This is a genomic window from Streptomyces sp. NPDC054887 (assembly GCF_053610585.1).
Genome location: NZ_JBSGYQ010000007.1, coordinates 1 through 19457, shown reverse-complemented (window position 1 = coordinate 19457; position 19457 = coordinate 1). Strand labels below are relative to the sequence as shown.

At 72.6% G+C, this 19457-nt stretch carries 15 protein-coding genes and 1 pseudogene; 12 read left to right on the top strand and 4 right to left on the bottom strand.

The features are described from left to right. The first annotated feature begins 299 nt into the window (after positions 1–299). The 3 genes from ACWGH0_RS05775 to ACWGH0_RS05765 all read left to right on the top strand — a co-directional run bounded on the left by ACWGH0_RS05775 (position 300) and on the right by ACWGH0_RS05765 (position 6129). A complete protein-coding gene (locus ACWGH0_RS05775; RefSeq protein WP_028810740.1) occupies positions 300–563 on the top strand; it encodes a WhiB family transcriptional regulator in 264 nt (87 codons plus the stop codon). A 257-nt stretch (positions 564–820) separates the two neighbouring features. Then, complete coding sequence (locus tag ACWGH0_RS05770; RefSeq protein ID WP_453402882.1) at positions 821–4567, top strand: glycosyltransferase; 3747 nt, start codon at positions 821–823, stop codon at positions 4565–4567. Further along, a complete protein-coding gene (locus ACWGH0_RS05765) occupies positions 4564–6129 on the top strand; it encodes a DUF5719 family protein (protein WP_453402881.1) in 1566 nt (521 codons plus the stop codon). The genes ACWGH0_RS05770 and ACWGH0_RS05765 overlap by 4 nt, the downstream gene beginning before the upstream one ends. 27 nt (positions 6130–6156) lie before the next feature. On the opposite strand, the gene ACWGH0_RS05760 is transcribed toward ACWGH0_RS05765, so the two are convergent. After that, on the bottom strand, positions 6157–6621 hold the full coding sequence (locus tag ACWGH0_RS05760) for a metallopeptidase family protein (protein WP_453403003.1): 465 nt from the start codon (positions 6619–6621) through the stop codon (positions 6157–6159). A 321-nt stretch (positions 6622–6942) separates the two neighbouring features. Here ACWGH0_RS05760 and ACWGH0_RS05755 point away from each other — a divergent pair, with 321 nt between their 5' ends. From ACWGH0_RS05755 to ACWGH0_RS05730, 6 genes are all read left to right on the top strand, one after another. Continuing rightward, positions 6943–7317, top strand: coding sequence for a DUF3499 domain-containing protein (locus tag ACWGH0_RS05755; RefSeq protein WP_453402880.1), 375 nt, complete (start codon positions 6943–6945; stop codon positions 7315–7317). 67 nt (positions 7318–7384) lie between these two features. Beyond that, complete coding sequence (locus tag ACWGH0_RS05750) at positions 7385–8758, top strand: phosphomannomutase/phosphoglucomutase (RefSeq protein WP_453402879.1); 1374 nt, start codon at positions 7385–7387, stop codon at positions 8756–8758. 351 nt (positions 8759–9109) lie between these two features. Beyond that, a complete protein-coding gene (locus ACWGH0_RS05745) occupies positions 9110–9292 on the top strand; it encodes a Trm112 family protein (protein ID WP_453402878.1) in 183 nt (60 codons plus the stop codon). 92 nt (positions 9293–9384) lie between these two features. Next, positions 9385–10518 carry an SIS domain-containing protein gene (locus ACWGH0_RS05740; RefSeq protein WP_453402877.1) on the top strand — a complete coding sequence of 378 codons (1134 nt, stop codon included), beginning with the start codon at positions 9385–9387 and terminating at the stop codon, positions 10516–10518. A gap of 139 nt (positions 10519–10657) precedes the next feature. Further along, positions 10658–11830: a mannose-6-phosphate isomerase, class I gene (gene manA, locus ACWGH0_RS05735; protein WP_453402876.1), complete on the top strand. Its 1173-nt coding sequence runs from the start codon at positions 10658–10660 to the stop codon at positions 11828–11830. 97 nt (positions 11831–11927) lie between these two features. Beyond that, the gene (locus tag ACWGH0_RS05730) at positions 11928–12896 is read left to right on the top strand and encodes a cation diffusion facilitator family transporter (protein ID WP_453402875.1); all 969 of its coding nucleotides are present in this window, start codon (positions 11928–11930) and stop codon (positions 12894–12896) included. A 273-nt stretch (positions 12897–13169) separates the two neighbouring features. Here the strand turns inward: ACWGH0_RS05730 and lepB are convergent, their stop codons facing one another. Further along, a complete protein-coding gene (lepB, locus tag ACWGH0_RS05725; RefSeq protein ID WP_453402874.1) occupies positions 13170–13871 on the bottom strand; it encodes a signal peptidase I in 702 nt (233 codons plus the stop codon). A gap of 285 nt (positions 13872–14156) precedes the next feature. On the opposite strand from lepB, the gene ahcY reads away from it, so the two are divergent. Both ahcY and ACWGH0_RS05715 read left to right on the top strand, forming a co-directional pair. Then, complete coding sequence (gene ahcY / locus ACWGH0_RS05720) at positions 14157–15614, top strand: adenosylhomocysteinase (protein ID WP_453402873.1); 1458 nt, start codon at positions 14157–14159, stop codon at positions 15612–15614. A 100-nt stretch (positions 15615–15714) separates the two neighbouring features. Beyond that, positions 15715–16329, top strand: coding sequence for a hypothetical protein (locus ACWGH0_RS05715; protein WP_453402872.1), 615 nt, complete (start codon positions 15715–15717; stop codon positions 16327–16329). Between the two features lie 535 nt (positions 16330–16864). On the opposite strand, the pseudogene ACWGH0_RS05710 reads toward ACWGH0_RS05715, so the two are convergent. Next, positions 16865–17884, bottom strand: a pseudogene (locus ACWGH0_RS05710) (RDD family protein); the annotation flags it as partial. 136 nt (positions 17885–18020) lie between these two features. Between ACWGH0_RS05710 and ACWGH0_RS05705 the strand changes: the two are divergent. After that, complete coding sequence (locus ACWGH0_RS05705; protein ID WP_453402871.1) at positions 18021–19028, top strand: stage II sporulation protein M; 1008 nt, start codon at positions 18021–18023, stop codon at positions 19026–19028. A gap of 197 nt (positions 19029–19225) precedes the next feature. Here the strand turns inward: ACWGH0_RS05705 and ACWGH0_RS05700 are convergent. Continuing rightward, positions 19226–19457: hypothetical protein (locus ACWGH0_RS05700; protein ID WP_453402870.1), on the bottom strand; the 232-nt coding region annotated here is incomplete at its 5' end.

Here is a 19457-nt window from a genome sequence, read left to right as displayed (position 1 = left end):
CGCGATGTGATCCCGATCGCTTCCGCGCGCCGACCGCAACAAGATCAAACCCCGCCGCATCTCAGCTTGATGAGGGGGTAGCGGAGGGGGTGTGGATGAGTCGGTGGCATGTGTCACCGTTTTTGGCGATTTGAACACTTTCCGCAAAGCTTTGGTTCCGCAGAGTGAATAACCGGCTCAATAGCAGATCTCGGCTTGACTGCCCCGGATCCGCACACTTGTAATTTCACTCGTGTCGTTCGGCCGAAAACGGCAACGACTACAGCACGGGGACTGCAAAAGACAGACGAGGGGCGCACATGACCGAGCTGTTCCAGCAACTGCTGGTCGAGGACGCGGACGAGGAAATCGGCTGGCAGGAGCGCGCTCTGTGCGCCCAGACCGACCCGGAGTCCTTCTTTCCCGAGAAGGGCGGATCCACCCGCGAGGCCAAGAAGGTCTGTCTCGCCTGTGAAGTCCGCTCGGAATGCCTCGAGTACGCGCTCTCCAACGACGAACGGTTCGGTATTTGGGGCGGTCTGTCGGAGCGCGAACGCCGACGACTGAAAAAGGCGGCCGTCTGACCGCGATCCGCCCGACCCGGTCGCACCCGAGCACCGCGCTCGACGCGTATCGATCAAATGGCACAAGCGTGCAGGTATCAACCGGTCCGTCGCCCGGCCCCAGGCCGCAGGCGGCGGACCGTTGTGTTGCCCAGCCGTTAGTGTGGGGCGCTGTCCGAGACGCACCAACGCCCCCACGGGTCGCGCGCGTCGACGCAGTCAGACAGCAGCCTTCCGGGGGGCGACCCCCGGACCCCGGCCGGAGGGCCCGTACCCCGATGTCCGTGCACAGCCAAACGTCGGCGCCGTACGCGGCGGCCGCTCCCGAGTTCCCCCGGCATGTCGTCACCGCCGTGCTCGTCTCCCACGACGGAGCGCGCTGGCTGCCCGACGCCCTCGCCGGACTGCTGGGGCAGGAACGCCCCGTGCAGAACGTCGTCGCCGCCGACACCGGCAGCGCGGACGACTCCGCCGAACTCGTCACCGAGGCCATCGGTCCCGAGCGCGTACTGCACCTCGCGCGCCGCTCCGGCTTCGGAACGGCCGTCGACGAGGCCGTCCGTACCGCCCAGGTGCTCACGCCCGAGGACCTGCCGTACCTGAAGCGCCCCAGCGGCTGGGACCCGGTGAGCAGGACATGGCGCGACGACGCGTACGACATGCCCGAACTCCCGCACGGCGAGCCGGTGCAGTGGCTGTGGCTGCTGCACGACGACTGCGCGCCCGAGCCGGACGCCCTCGCCGAACTGCTGCGCGTCGCCGACTCCGACGAGCACGCCGCGATCGTCGGCCCCAAACTCCGCGGCTGGTACGACAGGAAGCAGCTGCTCGAGGTCGGCGTCTCCATCGCCAACAGCGGCCGCCGCTGGACCGGTCTCGACCGGCGCGAGCAGGACCAGGGCCAGCACGACCAGGTCCGCTCCGTGCTCTCCGTGTCGACCGCCGGCATGCTGATCCGCCGCGACGTGTGGGAGGAGCTCGGCGGCTTCGACCGCAGGCTGCCCCTCATGCGCGACGACGTCGACCTGTGCTGGCGCGCCCACGCCGCCGGCCACCGCGTCCTCGTCGCCCCCGACGCCGTACTGCGGCACGCAGAGGCCGCCGCGCGCGAGCGCAGGCCGATCGACTGCGCCGGGCGCTCCGTCGCCAACCCGCACCGCGTGGACAAGGCCGGCGCCGTCTACGCGATGCTCGTCAACGCGCGGGGCCCCGCCCTGCCGTACGTCATGCTGCGCCTCGTCCTCGGCACGCTGCTGCGCACCGTCGCCTACCTCCTCGGCAAGGCGCCCGGGCAGGCGGTCGACGAAGTCACCGGCCTGATGGGCACGCTGCTGCGCCCCGGCAAAATCCTCGCGGCCAGGAAGCGCCGCGGGAAGGGCAAGGTCGAGGCGAGCGAACTGCGACCGCTCTTCCCGCCGGCCGGCGCCACCGTCAGAGCCACCGTCGAACAGGTCGCCGGCAGCTTCGGCTCCCGCTCCGAGCCCGAATCCGCCTCCGGTTCACGGCACGGCGTCGTCGAGTCGGGCCCCGGCGGCGACGACGCCGACTACATGGAGATCGAGCAGTTCGCGCGGCTGAAGCGGATCGCCCGCAAGCCGGGCCCCGTCCTCTTCCTCCTGCTCCTCTTCGTCTCGCTCATCGCCTGCCGCGGCCTCCTCGGCGGCGGCTCGCTGGCGGGCGGCGCCCTGCTGCCGGCCCCCGACGACGTGTCGGGCCTCTGGTCGCGCTACGCCGACGCCTGGCACCCCATCGGCACCGGCGGCACCCAGACGGCCCCGCCCTACCTCGCCGTGCTCGCCGGCCTCTCGGCCGTCTTCCTCGGCTCCACGGGGCTCGCCCTCACCGTGCTGCTCGTCTGCTCGGTGCCGCTGGCCGGCCTCACCGCGTACTTCGTCTCGCGCCCGCTCGTCGAGTCCCGGCTGCTGCGCGCCTGGGCGGCCGTGGCGTACGCGTTCCTGCCCGCCGCCACCGGAGCCCTCGCCACCGGGCGGCTCGGCACGGCCGTGCTGGCCGTCCTGCTGCCGCTCATCGCGCGGTGCGCCGTCTCCGCGAGCGGTCTGCGCGCCGGGGGCGGGCGGGCCGGCTGGCGCGCCGTGTGGGCGTACGCGCTCCTGCTGACCCTGGCGACGGCGTTCACGCCGATCGTGTGGCTGATCGCCCTGGTCCTCGGCATCGGCGTACTGGTGCTGCGGCGCGGCGACATCACCGCGTACGCGCTGCGCTTCCTCGCCGCGCTCGGCACCCCCGTGCTGATGCTCGCCCCCTGGTCGCTCTCGCTCCTGACCGGCCCCTCCGCCTTCTTCCGCGAGGCGGGCCTCGACTTCGGCACGGGCCCGGCGGGCGCGCTCGACCTGCTCGGCACCAGCCCCGGCGGCCCCAAGGCGGCCGGCGGACTGCTGCTCGTCGGTGTCGTCCTCGCGGCCCTGGCCGCCCTGCTGCGCGGTGAGCGCACCTTCGCCATCCGCACGGCGTGGGCCGTGGCGCTCGTCTCCCTCCTCTTCGCCGCGTTGGCCAACAGCGCCGGGGGCGGCTGGGCGGGCCCCGCGACCCTCGTCTACGGTCTCGCGCTCATCGGCGCCACCGTGCTCGGAGCGGACGGCGCGCGCGAACGCGTCGCCACCCAGAGCTTCGGCTGGCGCCAGCCCGTCGCGGTGCTCATCGCCTTCGCCGCGGCGGCCGGACCCCTGCTCGCCGCCGCCGGATGGATGATCGGCGGCGCCGCGGGACCGCTGGAGCGGCGCGACCCGGTGCAGGTGCCGGCGTTCGTCGCGGAGGAGAGCGGCACCCGCGACCAGGCCCGCACCCTCGTCCTCGGCGGCACGTCCGCGGCGAAGGTCTCGTACACGCTGGTGCGCGGATCCGGGGCCCGCCTGGGCGACGGCGAGCTCACCGAGGCCGGCGGCGGCAGCCCCCGGCTCGACAAGATCGTCTCGAACCTCGTCGCCGGTTCCGGCGCCGACCAGGCCGACCAGCTCGGCGGGTACGCCGTCCGGTACGTCCTCGTCCGGGACGGGGCGCCGCGCTCCATGAGCCGCGTCCTCGACTCGACGCCCGGACTGAGCCGGCTGAGCCAGCTCGACGGCAGCGCGCTGTGGCGCGTCGACCGCCAGGTCGCGCGGGCCGTGATCGTCCCCGGCGCGGAGGGCGGCGAGCCGCTGTCCGTCGCGTCGAGCCCGGTCGAGGCGCACACGAAGATCCCCGCCGGCGAGGCGGGACGCGTCCTGCGCATCGCGGACTCTGCGGCCGAGGGCTGGCAGGCCGCCCTCGACGGCCGCGTCCTGGACAAGAAGACCGTCGACGGCTGGGCGCAGGGCTTCGTACTGCCTGCCGAGGGCGGCAGGCTCGACCTCACCTACGAGGCGCCCGTCACCCACAGGGTGTGGATCTGGACCCAGGTCGGCCTCGCCCTGCTCCTCGTCGTGCTCGCCCTGCCGGGCCGCCGCCGGGAGGTCGACGACGACCTGCCCGAGGAGGAGTACGAGGTCCCGGCGCAGCCGGTCGAGGGCGAGGGGCGCAGGGCCCGCAGGCTGCGCGCGGCGGCGCAGGCCGACGCCCCCCTCGACGACGCCCAGCAGGCCGGGGAACAGGTCCCGCCCCCGCCGGCCGCCGACCCGTACGCCGAGCCGCAGCCGCAGCCGGAGCGGCAGGACGGGAGCGACGCGGCGTACGCGTCCGTGCCCCGCCAGCAGCAGTACGACGAGTGGGACCCGGCGTCCTACGCGGGAGCCGAGTACGGGCAGCAGCAGCCGTACGGCGGCCAGGAGCAGCAGCAGGGCTACGGCGGCGAGCAGTACGGGGCCGACCCGTACCAGGCCGGCGGCTACGGCGACGGCGGGCAGTACCAGGCCGACCCGTACCAGCCGGGCCAGTACCAGGAGGGCGCGTACCCGGAGGGCCGGTACCCGGCGGCCGAGCCGTACCAGGACGGCCAGTACGACCCGTACGGCTACGGACAGCAGCCGCAGCAGCCCTACGCCGACGGCAACGAGCCCGAGCAGCGTCCCGACGGGAGCGACAACCGATGAACCGCACCACCCTCTCCCTGATCGCCGTCGCCACCGCCCTCGCCGCGGTCACCGGGTTCGCCGCGGTGTCCGCACCGGACGGCGCCGGACCGGCCGCGGCCGACGGCGGCGCGAAGACCGCGGCGCGGATGCCGGTGGAGCGCTCCAGCCTGCTGTGCCCCGCGCCCAGCTCGTCCGACGTCGCGGAGACGGCGTACACGTCGTTCACCCCGGCGGGCAGGGGCGGCGCGGGCGCCAAGGGCGGCTCCGCCGAGCTCGTCCCGACGGACGCCACGCTCGCGGCCTCGGACGACCCCAAGGACGCGAAGAAGGACAAGGCCGGCGACGGCGACAAGGGCAAGGCCCGCGACAAGGGCGCGAGCAAGCCGGTCCTGTCGCTGACGGAACCGGGCAAGCCCCGGACCGCCGACGCGAACACCGCCGAGGCCCCCGCCCTCGTCGGCTCGGCCGACGGGCCACTGGCCCCCGGCTGGACCGTCCAGCAGACCACCAAGGTCACCGCCGGCCAGGGCAGGGGCCTGCTCGGAGTCAGCTGCACGCCGCCCGACACCAGCTTCTGGTTCCCGGGCGCGAGCACCGCCGCCGAGCGGCAGGACTACGTACACCTCACCAACCCCGACGACACGGCCGCCGTCGCCGACATCCAGCTCTACGGCCAGGACGGCGTCCTGGAGTCCGACTCGGGCGAGGGCATCACGGTCCCCGCCAGGTCCAGCGTCCCCGTGCTGCTGTCGACGCTCACCGCCGACCGCGCCGAGAACGTGAGCGTCCACGTCACCACCCGCACCGGCCGCGTCGGAGCCGTCGTGCAGGCCATCGACGAGGAGGACGGCAGCGACTGGCTCGCCGCGTCCGCCGAGGCGTCCGCGTCCGCGGTGCTGCCCGGCATCCCGGCGGACGCGACGTCCGTACGCCTGGTGGTCTTCGCGCCCGGTGACGAGGACGCCGACCTCAAGCTGCGGCTGGCGGGCCCCACCGGCACGATCACCCCGGCCGGCCACGAGAACCTGCACGTCAAGGCGGGCATGTCCATGGCCGTCGACCTCGCCGACATCACCAAGGGGGAGGCGGCCTCCCTGCTGCTCGACCCGGTCGCGCAGAGCAGCCCCACTCCGATCGTCGCCGCCCTGCGCGTGGCGCGCGGCAAGGGCGCCGCCCAGGAGATCGCGTACATCCCGGCGACCAGGCAGGTGGGGGACAGGGCCACGGTGGCCGACAACAGGTCCAAGGGCTCGGTGCTGTCGCTGACCGCGCCCGGCAAGGCGGCCGAGGTCCGGGTCACCGCGTCGGCGGGCAGCGGCGGCGGGGAACCCGTGACCAAGACCTACAAGATCGCGGCCGGCACGACGCTCGCCGTGACGAAGCCGCCGGTGCCGTCCGGGCTCAAGGGCTCGTACGCGCTGACGGTCGAACCCCGGTCGGGCGGTCCGGTCCACGCGTCGCGCGTGCTCGCCCTGCCCGAGGACGGCATCCCGATGTTCACCGTGCAGACGATGCCGGACGACCGGGGGACGGTCTCGGTGCCGGAGGCGGAACAGGACCTGTCGGTACTGGACGACTGACCGCGCGGCGGGCGGGGGCGGACGGCGTCAGCCGTCGCCCTCCTCGTCCCCGTACCGCGGATCGACCGATTCCGGTGACAGGCCCAGCAGTTCGGCGACCTGTTCCACCACGATCTCGTGCACGAACATGGCCCGCTCGTCCCGGTTCTTGGTCCGGATCTCGACGGGCCGCCGGTAGATGACGATCCGCGCCGGATGGGCGCTCGTCGCGGCGATCATCCCGCCCAGGGGCACGGACTCGGCGGCCCAGCCGTCGGAGTCGCCGCCGCCGGCCGGCGGCACGTCGAGCACCAGGAAGTCGACCTCGGCGAGCTGCGGCCACCGCCGTTCCAGCCGCTCTACCGAGTCCTGCACGAGATCGCCGAAGGCGGCGGCCCTGCTGGTCGAGAGGGGCACCTGCGGCGGCGCCACCGGGCCGCGCATGCCGCGACCGTGCCGGTCGCGCCGCCGGGGCCCCGGGCCGGTGGGGAGGGGAGGTACGGGACTGTCCATCACTGACGCAGCGTAGCCCTCATCGCGGCGGTGCCGCCGCGCCGGACGGGCGGCAGAGGGCATGTCGCATATTGAGCATTCCAGCCAAGGTTGGGCTCGAATTCAGGCCCGTACGCGACCGTCGATCTCGCGGCGCTTGACGGCATTTGCCCCAAGTGGCGACTGGTCGCGGTCCGGTGACCGGCTGTGCGCGTGGGTCCCCGCGCAGGTCAAGCCAGTTGCACAAGGGGCGCCTGGGACGGGACGAGACCCGCGACACGGTGGAGTGACGTGGGGGAGAGTCGTCGCGGCCCGCTCAAGAGTGCGGTACCGTCCAACCTCGTGAGCCCTGTACGTCGCTGTTCGCGCACCGCGTGCGGCCGCCCTGCCGTCGCGACACTGACGTACGTCTACGCGGACTCGACCGCAGTCCTCGGCCCGCTCGCCACCTATGCCGAGCCCCACTGCTACGACCTGTGCGCCGAGCACTCGGACCGGCTGACCGCGCCGCGCGGCTGGGAGGTCCTGCGGCTCGTCGACGGCTCCGCCCCCGCGCACCCGAGCGGTGACGATCTCGAAGCACTCGCCAACGCCGTGCGCGAGGCCGCCCGGCCGCACGAGCGCGCGGCGGAGGCGAGCGGCGGGGCGCGCACCGCCGACCCGATGGAGGTCGCGCGCCGCGGCCATCTGCGGGTCCTGCGCTCCCCGGACTCCTGAAACCACCCCCGTTCGTCCGTACGGGTAGCCTCAGGGCCGACCAAAGGGACTTCAGGAGGGGCTGGCCGTGGCTGCTGAGCGGGCTGATCTGTCGCAGATCGTCAAGGCGTACGACGTGCGCGGAGTGGTCCCCGACCAGTGGGACGAGCCGCTGGCCGAGCTGTTCGGAGCCGCTTTCGCCCAGGTGACGGGTGCCGACGCGATCGTCACCGGCCACGACATGCGGCCCTCGTCGCCGGGTCTGTCCCGGGCGTTCGCGCGGGGGGCGGCGGCGCGCGGCGTGGACGTGACCGAGATTGGCCTCTGCTCGACCGACCAGCTGTACTTCGCCTCCGGCCACCTCGGGCTGCCCGGCGCCATGTTCACCGCCTCGCACAACCCCGCGCAGTACAACGGCATCAAGATGTGCCGTGCGGGAGCGGCCCCGGTGGGGCAGGACACCGGCCTCGCGGAGATCCGCGCCCTGGTGGAGGAGTGGTCGGCGACGCCGGCCGCCCCGGCCGCGCACCGCACCGGAACCCTCACGCGGCGTGACACGCTGAAGGACTACGCGGCCCATCTGCTGTCCCTGGTCGACCTCTCCGCGATGCGTCCCCTCAAGGTCGTGGTCGACGCGGGCAACGGCATGGGCGGCCACACCGTCCCCACGGTCTTCGAGCCCCTCCCGTTGACCCTGGTCCCCCTGTACTTCGAGCTGGACGGCACCTTCCCCAACCACGAGGCCAACCCGCTCGACCCGAAGAACCTCGTCGACCTCCAGGCGAAGGTCCGCGAGACCGGCGCCGACCTCGGCCTGGCCTTCGACGGCGACGCGGACCGCTGCTTCGTCGTGGACGAGCGCGGCGAAGGCATCTCGCCGTCCGCGATCACCGCCCTGGTCGCGGCGCGCGAGCTGGCGCGCAACGGGGGCGAGGGCGCCGTCATCCACAACCTGATCACCTCGTGGTCCGTCCCCGAGGTCGTACGGGAGAACGGCGGCACGCCGGTCCGCACCCGCGTCGGCCACTCCTTCATCAAGGAGGAGATGGCCCGCACCGGCGCGATCTTCGGCGGCGAGCACTCGGCGCACTACTACTTCCGCGACTTCTGGAACGCGGACACCGGCATGCTGGCCGCCCTCCACGTCCTCGCGGCCCTCGGCGGCCAGGACGGGACCCTCTCCGCCCTCGTCGCGGAGTACGACCGCTACGCCGGCTCCGGCGAGATCAACTCCACGGTGGACGACCAGGCGGGCCGCATGGCGGCGGTGAAGGCGGCGTACGCGGACCGCGAGGGCGTCACAATCGACGAACTCGACGGCCTGACGGTCACCGCCGCCGACTGGTGGTTCAACCTCCGCCCGTCGAACACGGAGCCGCTGCTGCGCCTGAACGTGGAGGCGAGGGACGAGCCGACGATGGCCAGGACCCGCGACGAAGCGCTGACACTGATCCGCGCCTGAACCCGGAAACCGACCGCTGAGCCCGCCGACGCCCTCGCCGTTCCCGATGCGCCGTCCCGGCACTCCGCGACGGAGCACTCCGCGGCGGGGGAGGGACGGGACGCGCGGGGCGGCGTCCGGAGCGGGACGCGCGGGGCGGGCGTCCGGAGGGACGGGACGCGCGGGCCCGGCGCCCGGAATGTCCAGCGCGGTCCGACAGCACCCTGCGGCACCCAGCCGCCACCGGGCGCCCCGCCCCGTCGTCTCCCGCCAACACCCGCGCCCCGCCACCCCGCGTCGCCCCCCACCCGGCGGTAGGCTGACCTGGCCCAATCCGCACCCGTATTCCCCATGCTCGAAGGGACCCACCCCATGCCGCTCGAAGCCGGCCTTCTGGAGATCCTCGCCTGCCCCGCGTGCCACGCGCCGCTCAGCGACGCGTCCACCGAGGACACCCCCGAGCTGATCTGCACCAGCGACGACTGCGGCCTGGCGTACCCGGTACGGGACGGCATCCCGGTGCTCCTCGTCGACGAGGCCCGCCGCCCCGCCTGACGTCCCGCCCGGCACCAGCCCGCAACGCCCCAACCCCACCCCGCGCAGGGCCCCACCACAGGCCACGCGCCCGGCGATCGGAGGCTCGCACCATGCTCGACGAGTCGTTGCTCGACGACCCGGAGTCCCTGGCCCGCGCCGACCGCCGCGGCCTGCTGCGTGGCGCCGCCGAGGCAGGCGCCCGGGTACGGACCGCCGCCCGGCACGCGACGGAGGCCGGCCTCGCCGAAATCAAACCGGAGGGCCGCCCCCGGGCCGTACTGATCGCGGGCCCCGGCACCGCCGCCAACGGCGTGGCCGACCTGCTGGTCACCCTCGCCGGCGCCGCGTGCCCCGTCACCCGCCTGCACTCCACCGGAGTCGCCCCCGCCGCCGGCGCCCTGCGCTGGGCGCTCCCGGGCTGGGCAGGCTCCGTCGACCTCCTGATCCTCGTCACCCCCGACGGCGCCGAACCGGGCCTCGCCGTCCTGGCCGAACAGGCGTACCGCCGCGGCTGCACGGTCGTCGCGGTGGCCCCGCAGCGCTCCCCGCTGAGCGAATCCGTCAACGGTGTGCACGGCCTGGTCGTACCGATGGCGACCGCCCCGTACGAGGAGTACGACGAGGGCACGGCCACCGGCCCCGCGGCGCTCTGGGCGCTCCTGACCCCGCTGCTCGTGCTCTTCGACCGGCTCGGCCTGATCTCCGCCCCCGCGGACTCACTCCGACTCGTCGCCGACCGCCTCGACCGCACCGCGGAACGCTGCGGCCCGGCCATCGCGATGTACGGAAACCCGGCCAAGACGCTCGCGTCCGAACTCGCCGACTCGCTCCCGCTCATCTGGACGGAGGGCGCGTACGCCGGGCCCGTGGGCCGCCGCTTCGCCGCCGTACTGGCCGAACTGGCCGGCCGCCCCGCCCTCCCCGCCGAGCTCCCCGAGGCCCTGCCCGCCCACGGCGTACTGCTCTCCGGAGCCTTCGCCGCCGGAGCCGACCCCGACGACTTCTTCCGCGACCGCGTCAACGAGGCACAGGCACTGCACGCCCGCGTGGTGCTCCTGCGGGACCGTCCGACCGGCGGCACGACCGCCGCCCCGGCCGCCCGCGAACTCGCCCTCAGCCACGACACCGCCATCAGCGAGATCGAGCCGGAGGACGGCAGCGAGATGGAGAACCTGGCGGAGATGCTCGCCATCACGGATTTCGCCGCCGTTTACCTGGCGCTCGCTTCCGCAGGCGGATCATGAGCACGCACACCAGCACCTGACCGCGGCACCACCGGCACCACCACTGCACCCCACGGGTAACAGCGTCACCACGAGGGCACCGCCGGCGTCACCGCCAAGGGTCACCACAAGCGAAGTCACCACACCCAGGGGAAGCCCCATGGACCGCCTCTCGAACACCGTGCGCCCCTACGCCTGGGGCTCCACGACAGCCATCCCGGCCCTCCTGGGCACCGCCCCCACCGGCGAGCCCCAGGCCGAGATGTGGATGGGGGCCCACCCCGGCGCGCCGTCCCGCGTCGACCGCGGCGACGGTACGGGCGAACAGCCGCTGTCGGCCGTCATCGACGCGGCCCCCGAGGCCGAACTGGGCGAAGCCGTCGTGGAGAGGTTCGGCCCCCGCCTCCCCTTCCTCCTCAAGATCCTCGCCGCCGGCGCCCCCCTCTCCCTCCAGGTCCACCCGAACCTCGCCCAGGCCAGGGAGGGTTACGCCGCCGAGGAGAGCGCCGGAATCCCGGTCGAGGCCCGGCACCGCAACTACAAGGACGCGAACCACAAGCCCGAACTGCTCTGCGCCCTCACCCCCTTCGAGGGCCTCTGCGGCTTCCGCACCCCGGCCGCGTCGGCCGACGCCCTCGCCGCACTCGACGTCGACTCCCTCAAGCCGTACGTCGACCTGCTGCACGCCCACCCCGAGGACGCCGCCCTGCGCGAGGTGCTCACCGCCGTACTGTCGGCCGACCGCGCCGAGATGGCCGAGACCGTCACGGCTGCCGCTGCCGCCGCCGACCGCCTGGGCGGCGCGTTCGCCCCGTACGCGGCCATCGCCCACCACTTCCCCGGCGACCCCGGCGTCATCGCCGCCATGCTGCTCAACCACGTACGGCTCCAGCCCGGCGAGGCCCTCTTCCTCGGCGCCGGCGTCCCGCACGCCTACCTCGGCGGCCTCGGCGTCGAGATCATGGCCAACTCGGACAACGTGCTGCGGTGCGGCCTGACGCCCAAGCACGTCGACGTCCCCGAGCTCCTGCGCGTCGTCCGCTTCGAGGCCCGCGACCCCGGCATCCTGCGTCCGGAGGCGTCGTCCGCCACCGGCGAGGAGGTGTACGACACGCCGACCGACGAGTTCCGCCTCTCGCGCCACGTACTCGCCCCGGGCGCCGCACCCCGCACCCTCCCGGCGGGCGCCCCGCAGATCCTGCTGTGCACGGCGGGCACCGTCAGCGCCGGCGAACTGACGCTCGCACCCGGCGAGTCAGCCTTCGTACCGGCGCGCGAATCGGTTGATTTGTCCGGTACGGGCACGCTCTTCCGTGCCACAGTGGCCGCCTGACGTACCGTCCGCACGCGCCGCCCCGACAAGCTGCAACAATGTGCGGCCGTACGGCGGCGCCAGGGCCGCGGCACCAAGGAAGGGACATCCGGCACCCATGAGTGCGTCAGGCGGAACCAAGGCGATCGTGGCGGCACTCGCCGCCAACCTCGCGATCGCAGTAGCCAAGTTCGTGGCGTTCCTCTTCAGTGGTTCGTCCTCGATGCTCGCGGAGAGCGTGCACTCGCTCGCCGACTCGGGCAACCAGGGCCTGCTGCTGCTCGGCGGCAAGAAGGCGAAGCGCGAGGCGACCCCGCAGCACCCCTTCGGCTACGGCCGCGAGCGGTACATCTACGCCTTCCTGGTCTCCATCGTGCTGTTCTCCGTCGGCGGCATGTTCGCCATCTACGAGGGCTACGAGAAGATCCACGACCCGCACGAGATCGAAGCGTGGTACTGGCCGGTCGGCGTCCTCGTCTTCGCGATCATCGCCGAGACCTTCTCCTTCCGCACGGCGATCGTGGAGTCCAACCAGACCCGCGGAAACCTGTCGTGGAAGGACTTCATCCGCCGCGCCAAGGCCCCCGAGCTGCCGGTCGTCCTCCTCGAGGACCTCGGCGCGCTGGTCGGCCTGATCCTCGCCCTCGTCGGCGTCAGCCTCGCGATCGCCACGGGCGACGGCATCTGGGACGGCATCGGCACCCTGTGCATCGGCGTCCTGCTGATCATCATCGCGATCGTCCTGGCCGCCGAGACCAAGTCGCTCCTCCTCGGTGAGGCGGCGGGCACGGAGGACGTCGAGAAGATCCAGGCCGCGCTCGTGGACGGCGAGACGGTCACCCGCGTCATCCACATGCGCACGCTCCACCTCGGCCCCGAGGAACTGCTGGTCGCCGCCAAGATCGCGGTCCGGCACGACGAGACCGCCACCGAGGTCGCCCACGCGATCAACGCGGCGGAGGACCGCATCCGCGCCGCCGTCCCGATCGCCCGGGTGATCTACCTGGAGCCGGACATCTACAGCGAGGCCGCCGCGACGGCCGGCGAGAACCCGGCGACCACCCCCGGCGGCCCCGCCACCCACTGACACCACCCCGCCGGACCGAAGGCCCCCACCGACACACCGGCGGGGGCCTTCCGCTGCACCGCCTACTCCCAGGGACGCCGAACGCGTAGGCGAGACGTCGCACCTCAGCCCGCAGGCACGGCTCCTCACCACCCCGAAGACGCCAAATGCCGCAGCGCGCTTTCGGCCACGCCGGAGCCTGCGGCCCTTGTTACGCCCAGGCCGCGCCACGACTCCCGCTGCGCCGGACGCCGCGCCGGCCCCGCCTACCGGCGCCCGCGGCAAGCCCTCCAGCTACGCCGGAGGCTGCGGCGCGGCCGGCCACACCGGGGCCGGAACGGTCGCCACCCCTCGGCGCCGCACCACCAGGGCGGCCGCCCCGAGGCCCCCGCCGGTCAGGAACAGCAGCACACCCGCCATGCCCGCGGCGAAGAGCACCACCGGCACCGTCCAGTCGTCCAGCACCCGGCCGCGCACGCTGGAAACGGCGACCGTTCCCGACCGCTCGGAGAGGAAGAACCGCGAATCCAGCGAGTTCCCCCGGTTGTCCCCCAGCACGAACATGCGCCCCTCGGGGACCGTGACGTCGAACGCCGCGCCGGCGACACCGGCCAGGCCGTCGCGCACATACGGCTCGTCGAGCGGCGAACCGTTCAGCCTCACCGACGCGTCGCCGTCCCGGTAGGCCACCCGGTCGCCGCCCACAGCCACGACCCGCTGCAGGACGAGCCTGCCGGGAATCCGCTCGGGAGCCGCGTAGAGCACCACGTCCCCACGCCGTACGTCGTCGCCGGCTATCTCCTCGGCGACGATCGTGTCGCCCTGCCGGTACGTCGGACTCATGCTGTCGCTGCCGACCTTGGAGGCCTGGTATCCGCCCCGGCTCAGACCGAGCCCGGCCGCAGCGAGCACCGCCCCCGCGATCAGCAGCACGACTGCCGCGATTCCCAGCCCTCTGCCCGGACGCCGTCCGCCCGTCACTGCCGTCTGTCGCATCGAAACCCCTCCCCGGAATGTGCCGCCCACACGCTAGAGCCCTCAGGTGCACGGGCCGACGGCGGCGTACTGCTGACCAGGGCGGCTGGGGATCACTGGGCCGATCGGTGTAGATTCGTGACCTAGCCAGACGTCGCTGCTGATGGCGGTCGGGCGGTCCGGTGGGCCGGCCGAGGGAGAGAGGGCCTCCGACGGACTGCGCTGCGAGCGCCCGGGCACTCGTATGCCCGCCGCCGCAGAGTCAGCCGTACCCACCTCGACCCACATCCACGAGGAGCAGCCCGCATGACGACTGTCGCAACCGGCCAGGACTTCAAGGTCGCCGACCTCTCGCTCGCCGCCTTCGGCCGCAAGGAGATCACTCTCGCCGAGCACGAGATGCCCGGCCTGATGTCGATCCGCAAGGAGTACGCCGCCGCCCAGCCCCTGGCCGGCGCCCGCATCACCGGTTCCCTGCACATGACCGTGCAGACGGCCGTCCTCATCGAGACGCTGGTCGCCCTCGGCGCCGACGTCCGCTGGGCGTCCTGCAACATCTTCTCCACCCAGGACCACGCCGCGGCGGCCATCGCGGTCGGCCCGAACGGCACCCCCGACGCCCCGGCCGGCGTCCCGGTCTTCGCCTGGAAGGGCGAGACCCTGGAGGAGTACTGGTGGTGCACGGAGCAGGCCCTCACCTGGCCGAACACGCCCACCGGCGGCCCGAACATGATCCTCGACGACGGTGGCGACGCCACCCTCCTCGTCCACAAGGGCGTGGAGTTCGAGAAGGCCGGCGCGGCTCCGGACCCGTCCACCGCGGACAGCGAGGAGTACGCCCACATCCTCACGCTCCTCAACCGCACCCTCGGTGAGAGCCCGCAGAAGTGGACCCAGCTCGCCTCCGAGATCCGCGGCGTGACGGAGGAGACCACCACCGGTGTCCACCGCCTGTACGAGATGCACCGCGACGGCACCCTCCTCTTCCCGGCGATCAACGTGAACGACGCCGTGACGAAGTCGAAGTTCGACAACAAGTACGGCTGCCGCCACTCCCTCATCGACGGCATCAACCGCGCCACCGACGTCCTGATCGGCGGCAAGGTCGCCGTCGTCTGCGGTTACGGCGACGTGGGCAAGGGCTGCGCGGAGTCCCTGCGCGGCCAGGGCGCCCGCGTGATCGTCACCGAGATCGACCCGATCTGCGCCCTTCAGGCGGCGATGGACGGCTACCAGGTGACGACGCTCGACGACGTCGTCGAGACCGCCGACATCTTCATCACCACGACCGGCAACAAGGACATCATCATGGCCGCGGACATGGCCAAGATGAAGCACCAGGCGATCGTCGGCAACATCGGCCACTTCGACAACGAGATCGACATGGCCGGCCTCGCCGCCGTGCCCGGCATCGTCAAGGACGAGGTCAAGCCGCAGGTCCACACCTGGAAGTTCCCCGACGGCAAGGTGATCATCGTCCTCTCCGAGGGCCGCCTGCTGAACCTGGGCAACGCCACCGGCCACCCCTCGTTCGTGATGTCCAACTCCTTCGCGGACCAGACGCTGGCCCAGATCGAGCTGTTCACCAAGCCCGAGGAGTACCCGACCGACGTCTACGTGCTCCCCAAGCACCTCGACGAGAAGGTCGCCCGCCTCCACCTCGACGCCCTCGGCGTCAAGCTCACGACCCTCCGCCCCGAGCAGGCCGCCTACATCGGCGTCGAGGTCGACGGCCCGTACAAGTCCGACCACTACCGCTACTGAGCCGTACGCCCGGCACTCAGCAGCAGTAACTTGCAGGCAGGCCCCCGCACCCCCGTGTCGGGGGCCTGCCCCATGTCGGACCCCTAAGGACCCGAGACCCATGCCCCGCGGCCGTTATTCGCTCCACGACCCCCACGACCACACCCCCCTCGGCGAAGAACACTTCCACTGCGCCCCCGGCCCCTCCGGCTGGCGTTACGTCTCGCAGATCACCACCCCCTCGGGCGACCACGCCGGGTCCGTCGACCTGGCCATCGACGAACTCGGCCGCCCCATCCGCCTCGAACTGCACGCCGCGAGCTGGCAGGTCAGGGGCGCCGCGATCGACGGCGTCACCTGGGTCCGAACCGACCCGACCGGCACTCACGCCACAGAAGGCAACGCGCGCGCCCACACCTTCACCGGCACATCCCCCGCCTTCCTCATCGCCACCACCCGTCTCCTCCGCCTCACCCCCGGTTCCCCCGCCACCCGTGTCCGCCTGGTCGCCTTCACCGACCCGGTCCTGGCCCCCCGCACCATCGACCAGTCCTGGGCCTTGCGGAAGAGTGAAGCGCATGCCACTGACAATGGCCCCCTGACGGTGGACGAGTACCAGGTCAACGCCCTGGACACCGGTGAACAGCACCTCGTGCACATCGCCGGCGACGTGGTCCTGTCAGCCCCCGGCCTGGAACTCGAACACCTGGAAACCCCACCCTCGGTCTTCCCCTGACCCCGACGCCGAGAGGCCCCCTCGCCCCGAGGCCCGTCACAGTTCACTCGACACGCAGCACGGAGCCACCTGGGCCGTACGCGCCCTCCACGCACGCCGTCCCCGGAGGCGAGACACCCTGGTGCGGCGCATGACCTTCCGGCGGCGTGAGCGGGCCCGCGGCCCGCGTGCCACGCTTCACCGCCCGCACAACGGCTGCACCGCGCCCCGCCCGCTCTGTCGGGGGCAGCTAGACCGACCACAGCGGCCGCCTTCGACGGCGCAAAGCAATCGCCCCGTACAGCCTCAGCCCGTGGAGAAACCGGGGCCCGCATTCACAGAGGTCGCAAGGAGGCCGGCAACCCTAAGCAGGCGGCGCGAACCCGGTCCGGCCGGGCGCCCGCCGCACCTCCACCGGACCCCCCGGCAAGTCACTCCCCTCAGCCCCCGCACCCGAGTCCGTACCAGGACCGGAGCCCGAGCCGGCGTCCGCCCCGATGTCTGCCCCACCGGTAGTGGGACCGGCGCCCCACCCCGTACGAGAACCAGCGCCCGACCCTGTTCCGGCGTCCGCACCGGTGACTGACCCCGCACCGGCATCCGACCCCGCACCGGCACTGGGACCGGCACCCGGCGTACCGCCACCGGCGCTCCACCCCGCACCGGCTCCAGCTCCCGCACCGGCACCAGGCCAGGCACCGGCACCAGCGGCCGCACCTGAACCTGTTCCAAAAGCAGAACCCCCCGAAGCGGACGCAGAAGCCGCACCCGCACCCGCAGCAGCGCCAACCACAGCACCCCCACCGCCCCCCACGGCCCCGGTACCTCCACCGCTTCCCACCCGCCGCGCGTCCCGCGCCTGCCGCTCGTTCACCACGGCGGCCAGGTACATCGCCGGCGGTACGTCCCGCGGCGCCGGCGCCCCCGTGCGCTGCGCGAGATCCCCGGCCAGCCGCTCAGCCATCGACCAGCTCACCTGCGGATCCAGCTGCCCCATCCGCGTCAGGTACTGGCGTATCGCGAGCCACAGTCCGTCCGGCACCCCCGAGAGATCAAGAGTGGCGAACCGCCCCACCAGCCACGGTGGGGGAGGCGGCACCGCACCGACCCGCCCCGCCGACACCCGTTCCCGTACGACGAGCGTCCCCGCGAAAACATCGCCGATCCGCCGCCCCCGCTCCGACACCAGCGAGGCGATACAGGCGACGACCCCGAACGTTGCCAGGATTTCCACCACCCCCACGGCCCCCCGCACCAACGCGTGCCGGAACCGGATCGGCCCCCCGTCGTCCCGCACCACCCGCAGCCCGCACGCCATCTTCCCGAGGGACCGCCCGTGCGTGAGCGTCTCCACCGCGATCGGAGCCCCGACCAGCACCAGCAGAAACGACGCCACCGCGATCGCCATGCCCGCCGCCTCGTCGAGCGAGGCGGTGGCTATCGCCAGGCCCACCGACACACTCAGGTAAGCCGTCCACACCACTGCCATGTCGATGGCCAGAGCAAGCGCCCGGCTGGGCAGCCTCGCCGGCCGCAGCCCCAGTACGACCGCGTCACCCGTAACTAGCTCACTCACCGGAAACCCACCCTCCACCGCCCATGGCGGCTCCTCCCGCCCCTGCCCCCTGGATCCCCAGTCTGCCAAGCTGGCCCGCAGCGCGCGCCGCGCAGTACGGACCGTACGGACCCAGGGCCTGGAGCAGCAGCCGATCATGGACCTCGACGTCTTCGTCACCGCCCACCACGCCGAGTGGGACCGACTGGACCACCTCCTGCGTCGCGGCCGCCGCCTCACCGGCGCGGAAGCCGACGAACTCGTCGCCCTCTACCAGCGCACGGCCACCCACCTCTCGCTCATCCAGTCGAGCGCCCCGGACCCCACGCTCACCGCCCGCCTCACCCAGCTCGTCGCCCGGGCCCGTGCCACGGTGACCGGCACCCGCCGAGCGTCCTGGCGCGACGCGACCCGCTTTCTCACCGCCGGTTTTCCCGCCGCGATCTACCGCACCCGCCACTGGTGGGTCCCCACCGCACTGCTCTCCATCGCCGTGGCCGCCGTCATCGGCTGGTGGATCGCCACCCACCCCGAGGTCCAGGCCGCCATCGCGGCGCCCGGGGAGCTCCGCGACATGACCCGCCCGGGCGGCCAGTACGAGACGTACTACTCCAGCCACCCCGCCGCGTCCTTCGCCGCCCAGGTGTGGACGAACAACGCCCAGGCCGCCGCCATGTGCCTGGTCCTTGGCGCCTTCCTCTGCTTCCCGGTCCTCTGGATCCTCTTTCTCAACATGCTGAACCTGGGTGTCGCCTTCGGCCTGATGTCCTCGGCCGGCCGCCTCGACGTCTTCCTGGGCCTGGTCATACCGCACGGCCTGCTGGAACTCACCGCCGTCTTCGTGGCAGCAGGCACCGGTCTGCGCCTGGGATGGACCCTCATCGACCCGGGCCCGAGAACCCGTCGCACCGCCCTGGCTCAGGAAGGACGCGCGGCTCTGGGCATGGCGGTCGGCCTGGCGCTCGTCCTGTTCGTCGCCGGCGTGATCGAAGGCTTCGTCACGCCGTCCGGCCTCCCGACCTGGGCCCGTATCGCGATCGGGGTCGTCGCCGAACTGGCCTTCCTCGCGTACGTCTACGTCCTCGGCGGCCGAGCGGCCCGGGCGGGCGACCAGGGCGACGTCGACGAGGCCGACCGCAGCGCGGAGCTCCCCACAGCCGCGTGATGTGCGTACGACCCCTCTGAGCTGGTACTGTCCTGTCCGCCCCACAAGAGCTGTTGACACGGCTGGCGTGGGGAGGTAGATTCAAACGGTTGCAACGGGTGGACATACCCACTGGCAACGGTTAGCGTCTGTCTCGCTCTCCGGCGGTGTTACTTCCTGGAGAGCCTCTCGATTCGAATTTCGAACCACGAAGCCGATTAGGTCGGCGGAAATGGTTCTGATAAAGTCGGGGACAAGCCGAAAGGCAAAAGGCCACTCCAACGGCCACCAGAAACAAACTCCGAACCGGAAACGGAACGGAAAACGGATCTGGTAAGGTTGGAAACACGAAGTACCGAACGAAAGCCCGGAGGAAAGCCCGAGAGGGTGAGTACAAAGGAAGCGTCCGTTCCTTGAGAACTCAACAGCGTGCCAAAAGTCAACGCCAGA

Bases quoted from the DNA above. Each gene is read 5' to 3' on its own strand.
- ACWGH0_RS05775 (WP_028810740.1), top strand. From the start codon at position 300: ATGACCGAGCTGTTCCAGCAACTGCTGGTCGAGGACGCGGACGAGGAA.
- ACWGH0_RS05770 (WP_453402882.1), top strand. From the start codon at position 821: ATGTCCGTGCACAGCCAAACGTCGGCGCCGTACGCGGCGGCCGCTCCC.
- ACWGH0_RS05765 (WP_453402881.1), top strand. From the start codon at position 4,564: ATGAACCGCACCACCCTCTCCCTGATCGCCGTCGCCACCGCCCTCGCC.
- ACWGH0_RS05760 (WP_453403003.1), bottom strand. From the start codon at position 6,621: ATGGACAGTCCCGTACCTCCCCTCCCCACCGGCCCGGGGCCCCGGCGG.
- ACWGH0_RS05745 (WP_453402878.1), top strand. From the start codon at position 9,110: ATGCCGCTCGAAGCCGGCCTTCTGGAGATCCTCGCCTGCCCCGCGTGC.
- ACWGH0_RS05740 (WP_453402877.1), top strand. From the start codon at position 9,385: ATGCTCGACGAGTCGTTGCTCGACGACCCGGAGTCCCTGGCCCGCGCC.
- manA (WP_453402876.1), top strand. From the start codon at position 10,658: ATGGACCGCCTCTCGAACACCGTGCGCCCCTACGCCTGGGGCTCCACG.
- ACWGH0_RS05730 (WP_453402875.1), top strand. From the start codon at position 11,928: ATGAGTGCGTCAGGCGGAACCAAGGCGATCGTGGCGGCACTCGCCGCC.
- lepB (WP_453402874.1), bottom strand. From the start codon at position 13,871: ATGCGACAGACGGCAGTGACGGGCGGACGGCGTCCGGGCAGAGGGCTG.
- ahcY (WP_453402873.1), top strand. From the start codon at position 14,157: ATGACGACTGTCGCAACCGGCCAGGACTTCAAGGTCGCCGACCTCTCG.
- ACWGH0_RS05715 (WP_453402872.1), top strand. From the start codon at position 15,715: ATGCCCCGCGGCCGTTATTCGCTCCACGACCCCCACGACCACACCCCC.
- ACWGH0_RS05705 (WP_453402871.1), top strand. From the start codon at position 18,021: ATGGACCTCGACGTCTTCGTCACCGCCCACCACGCCGAGTGGGACCGA.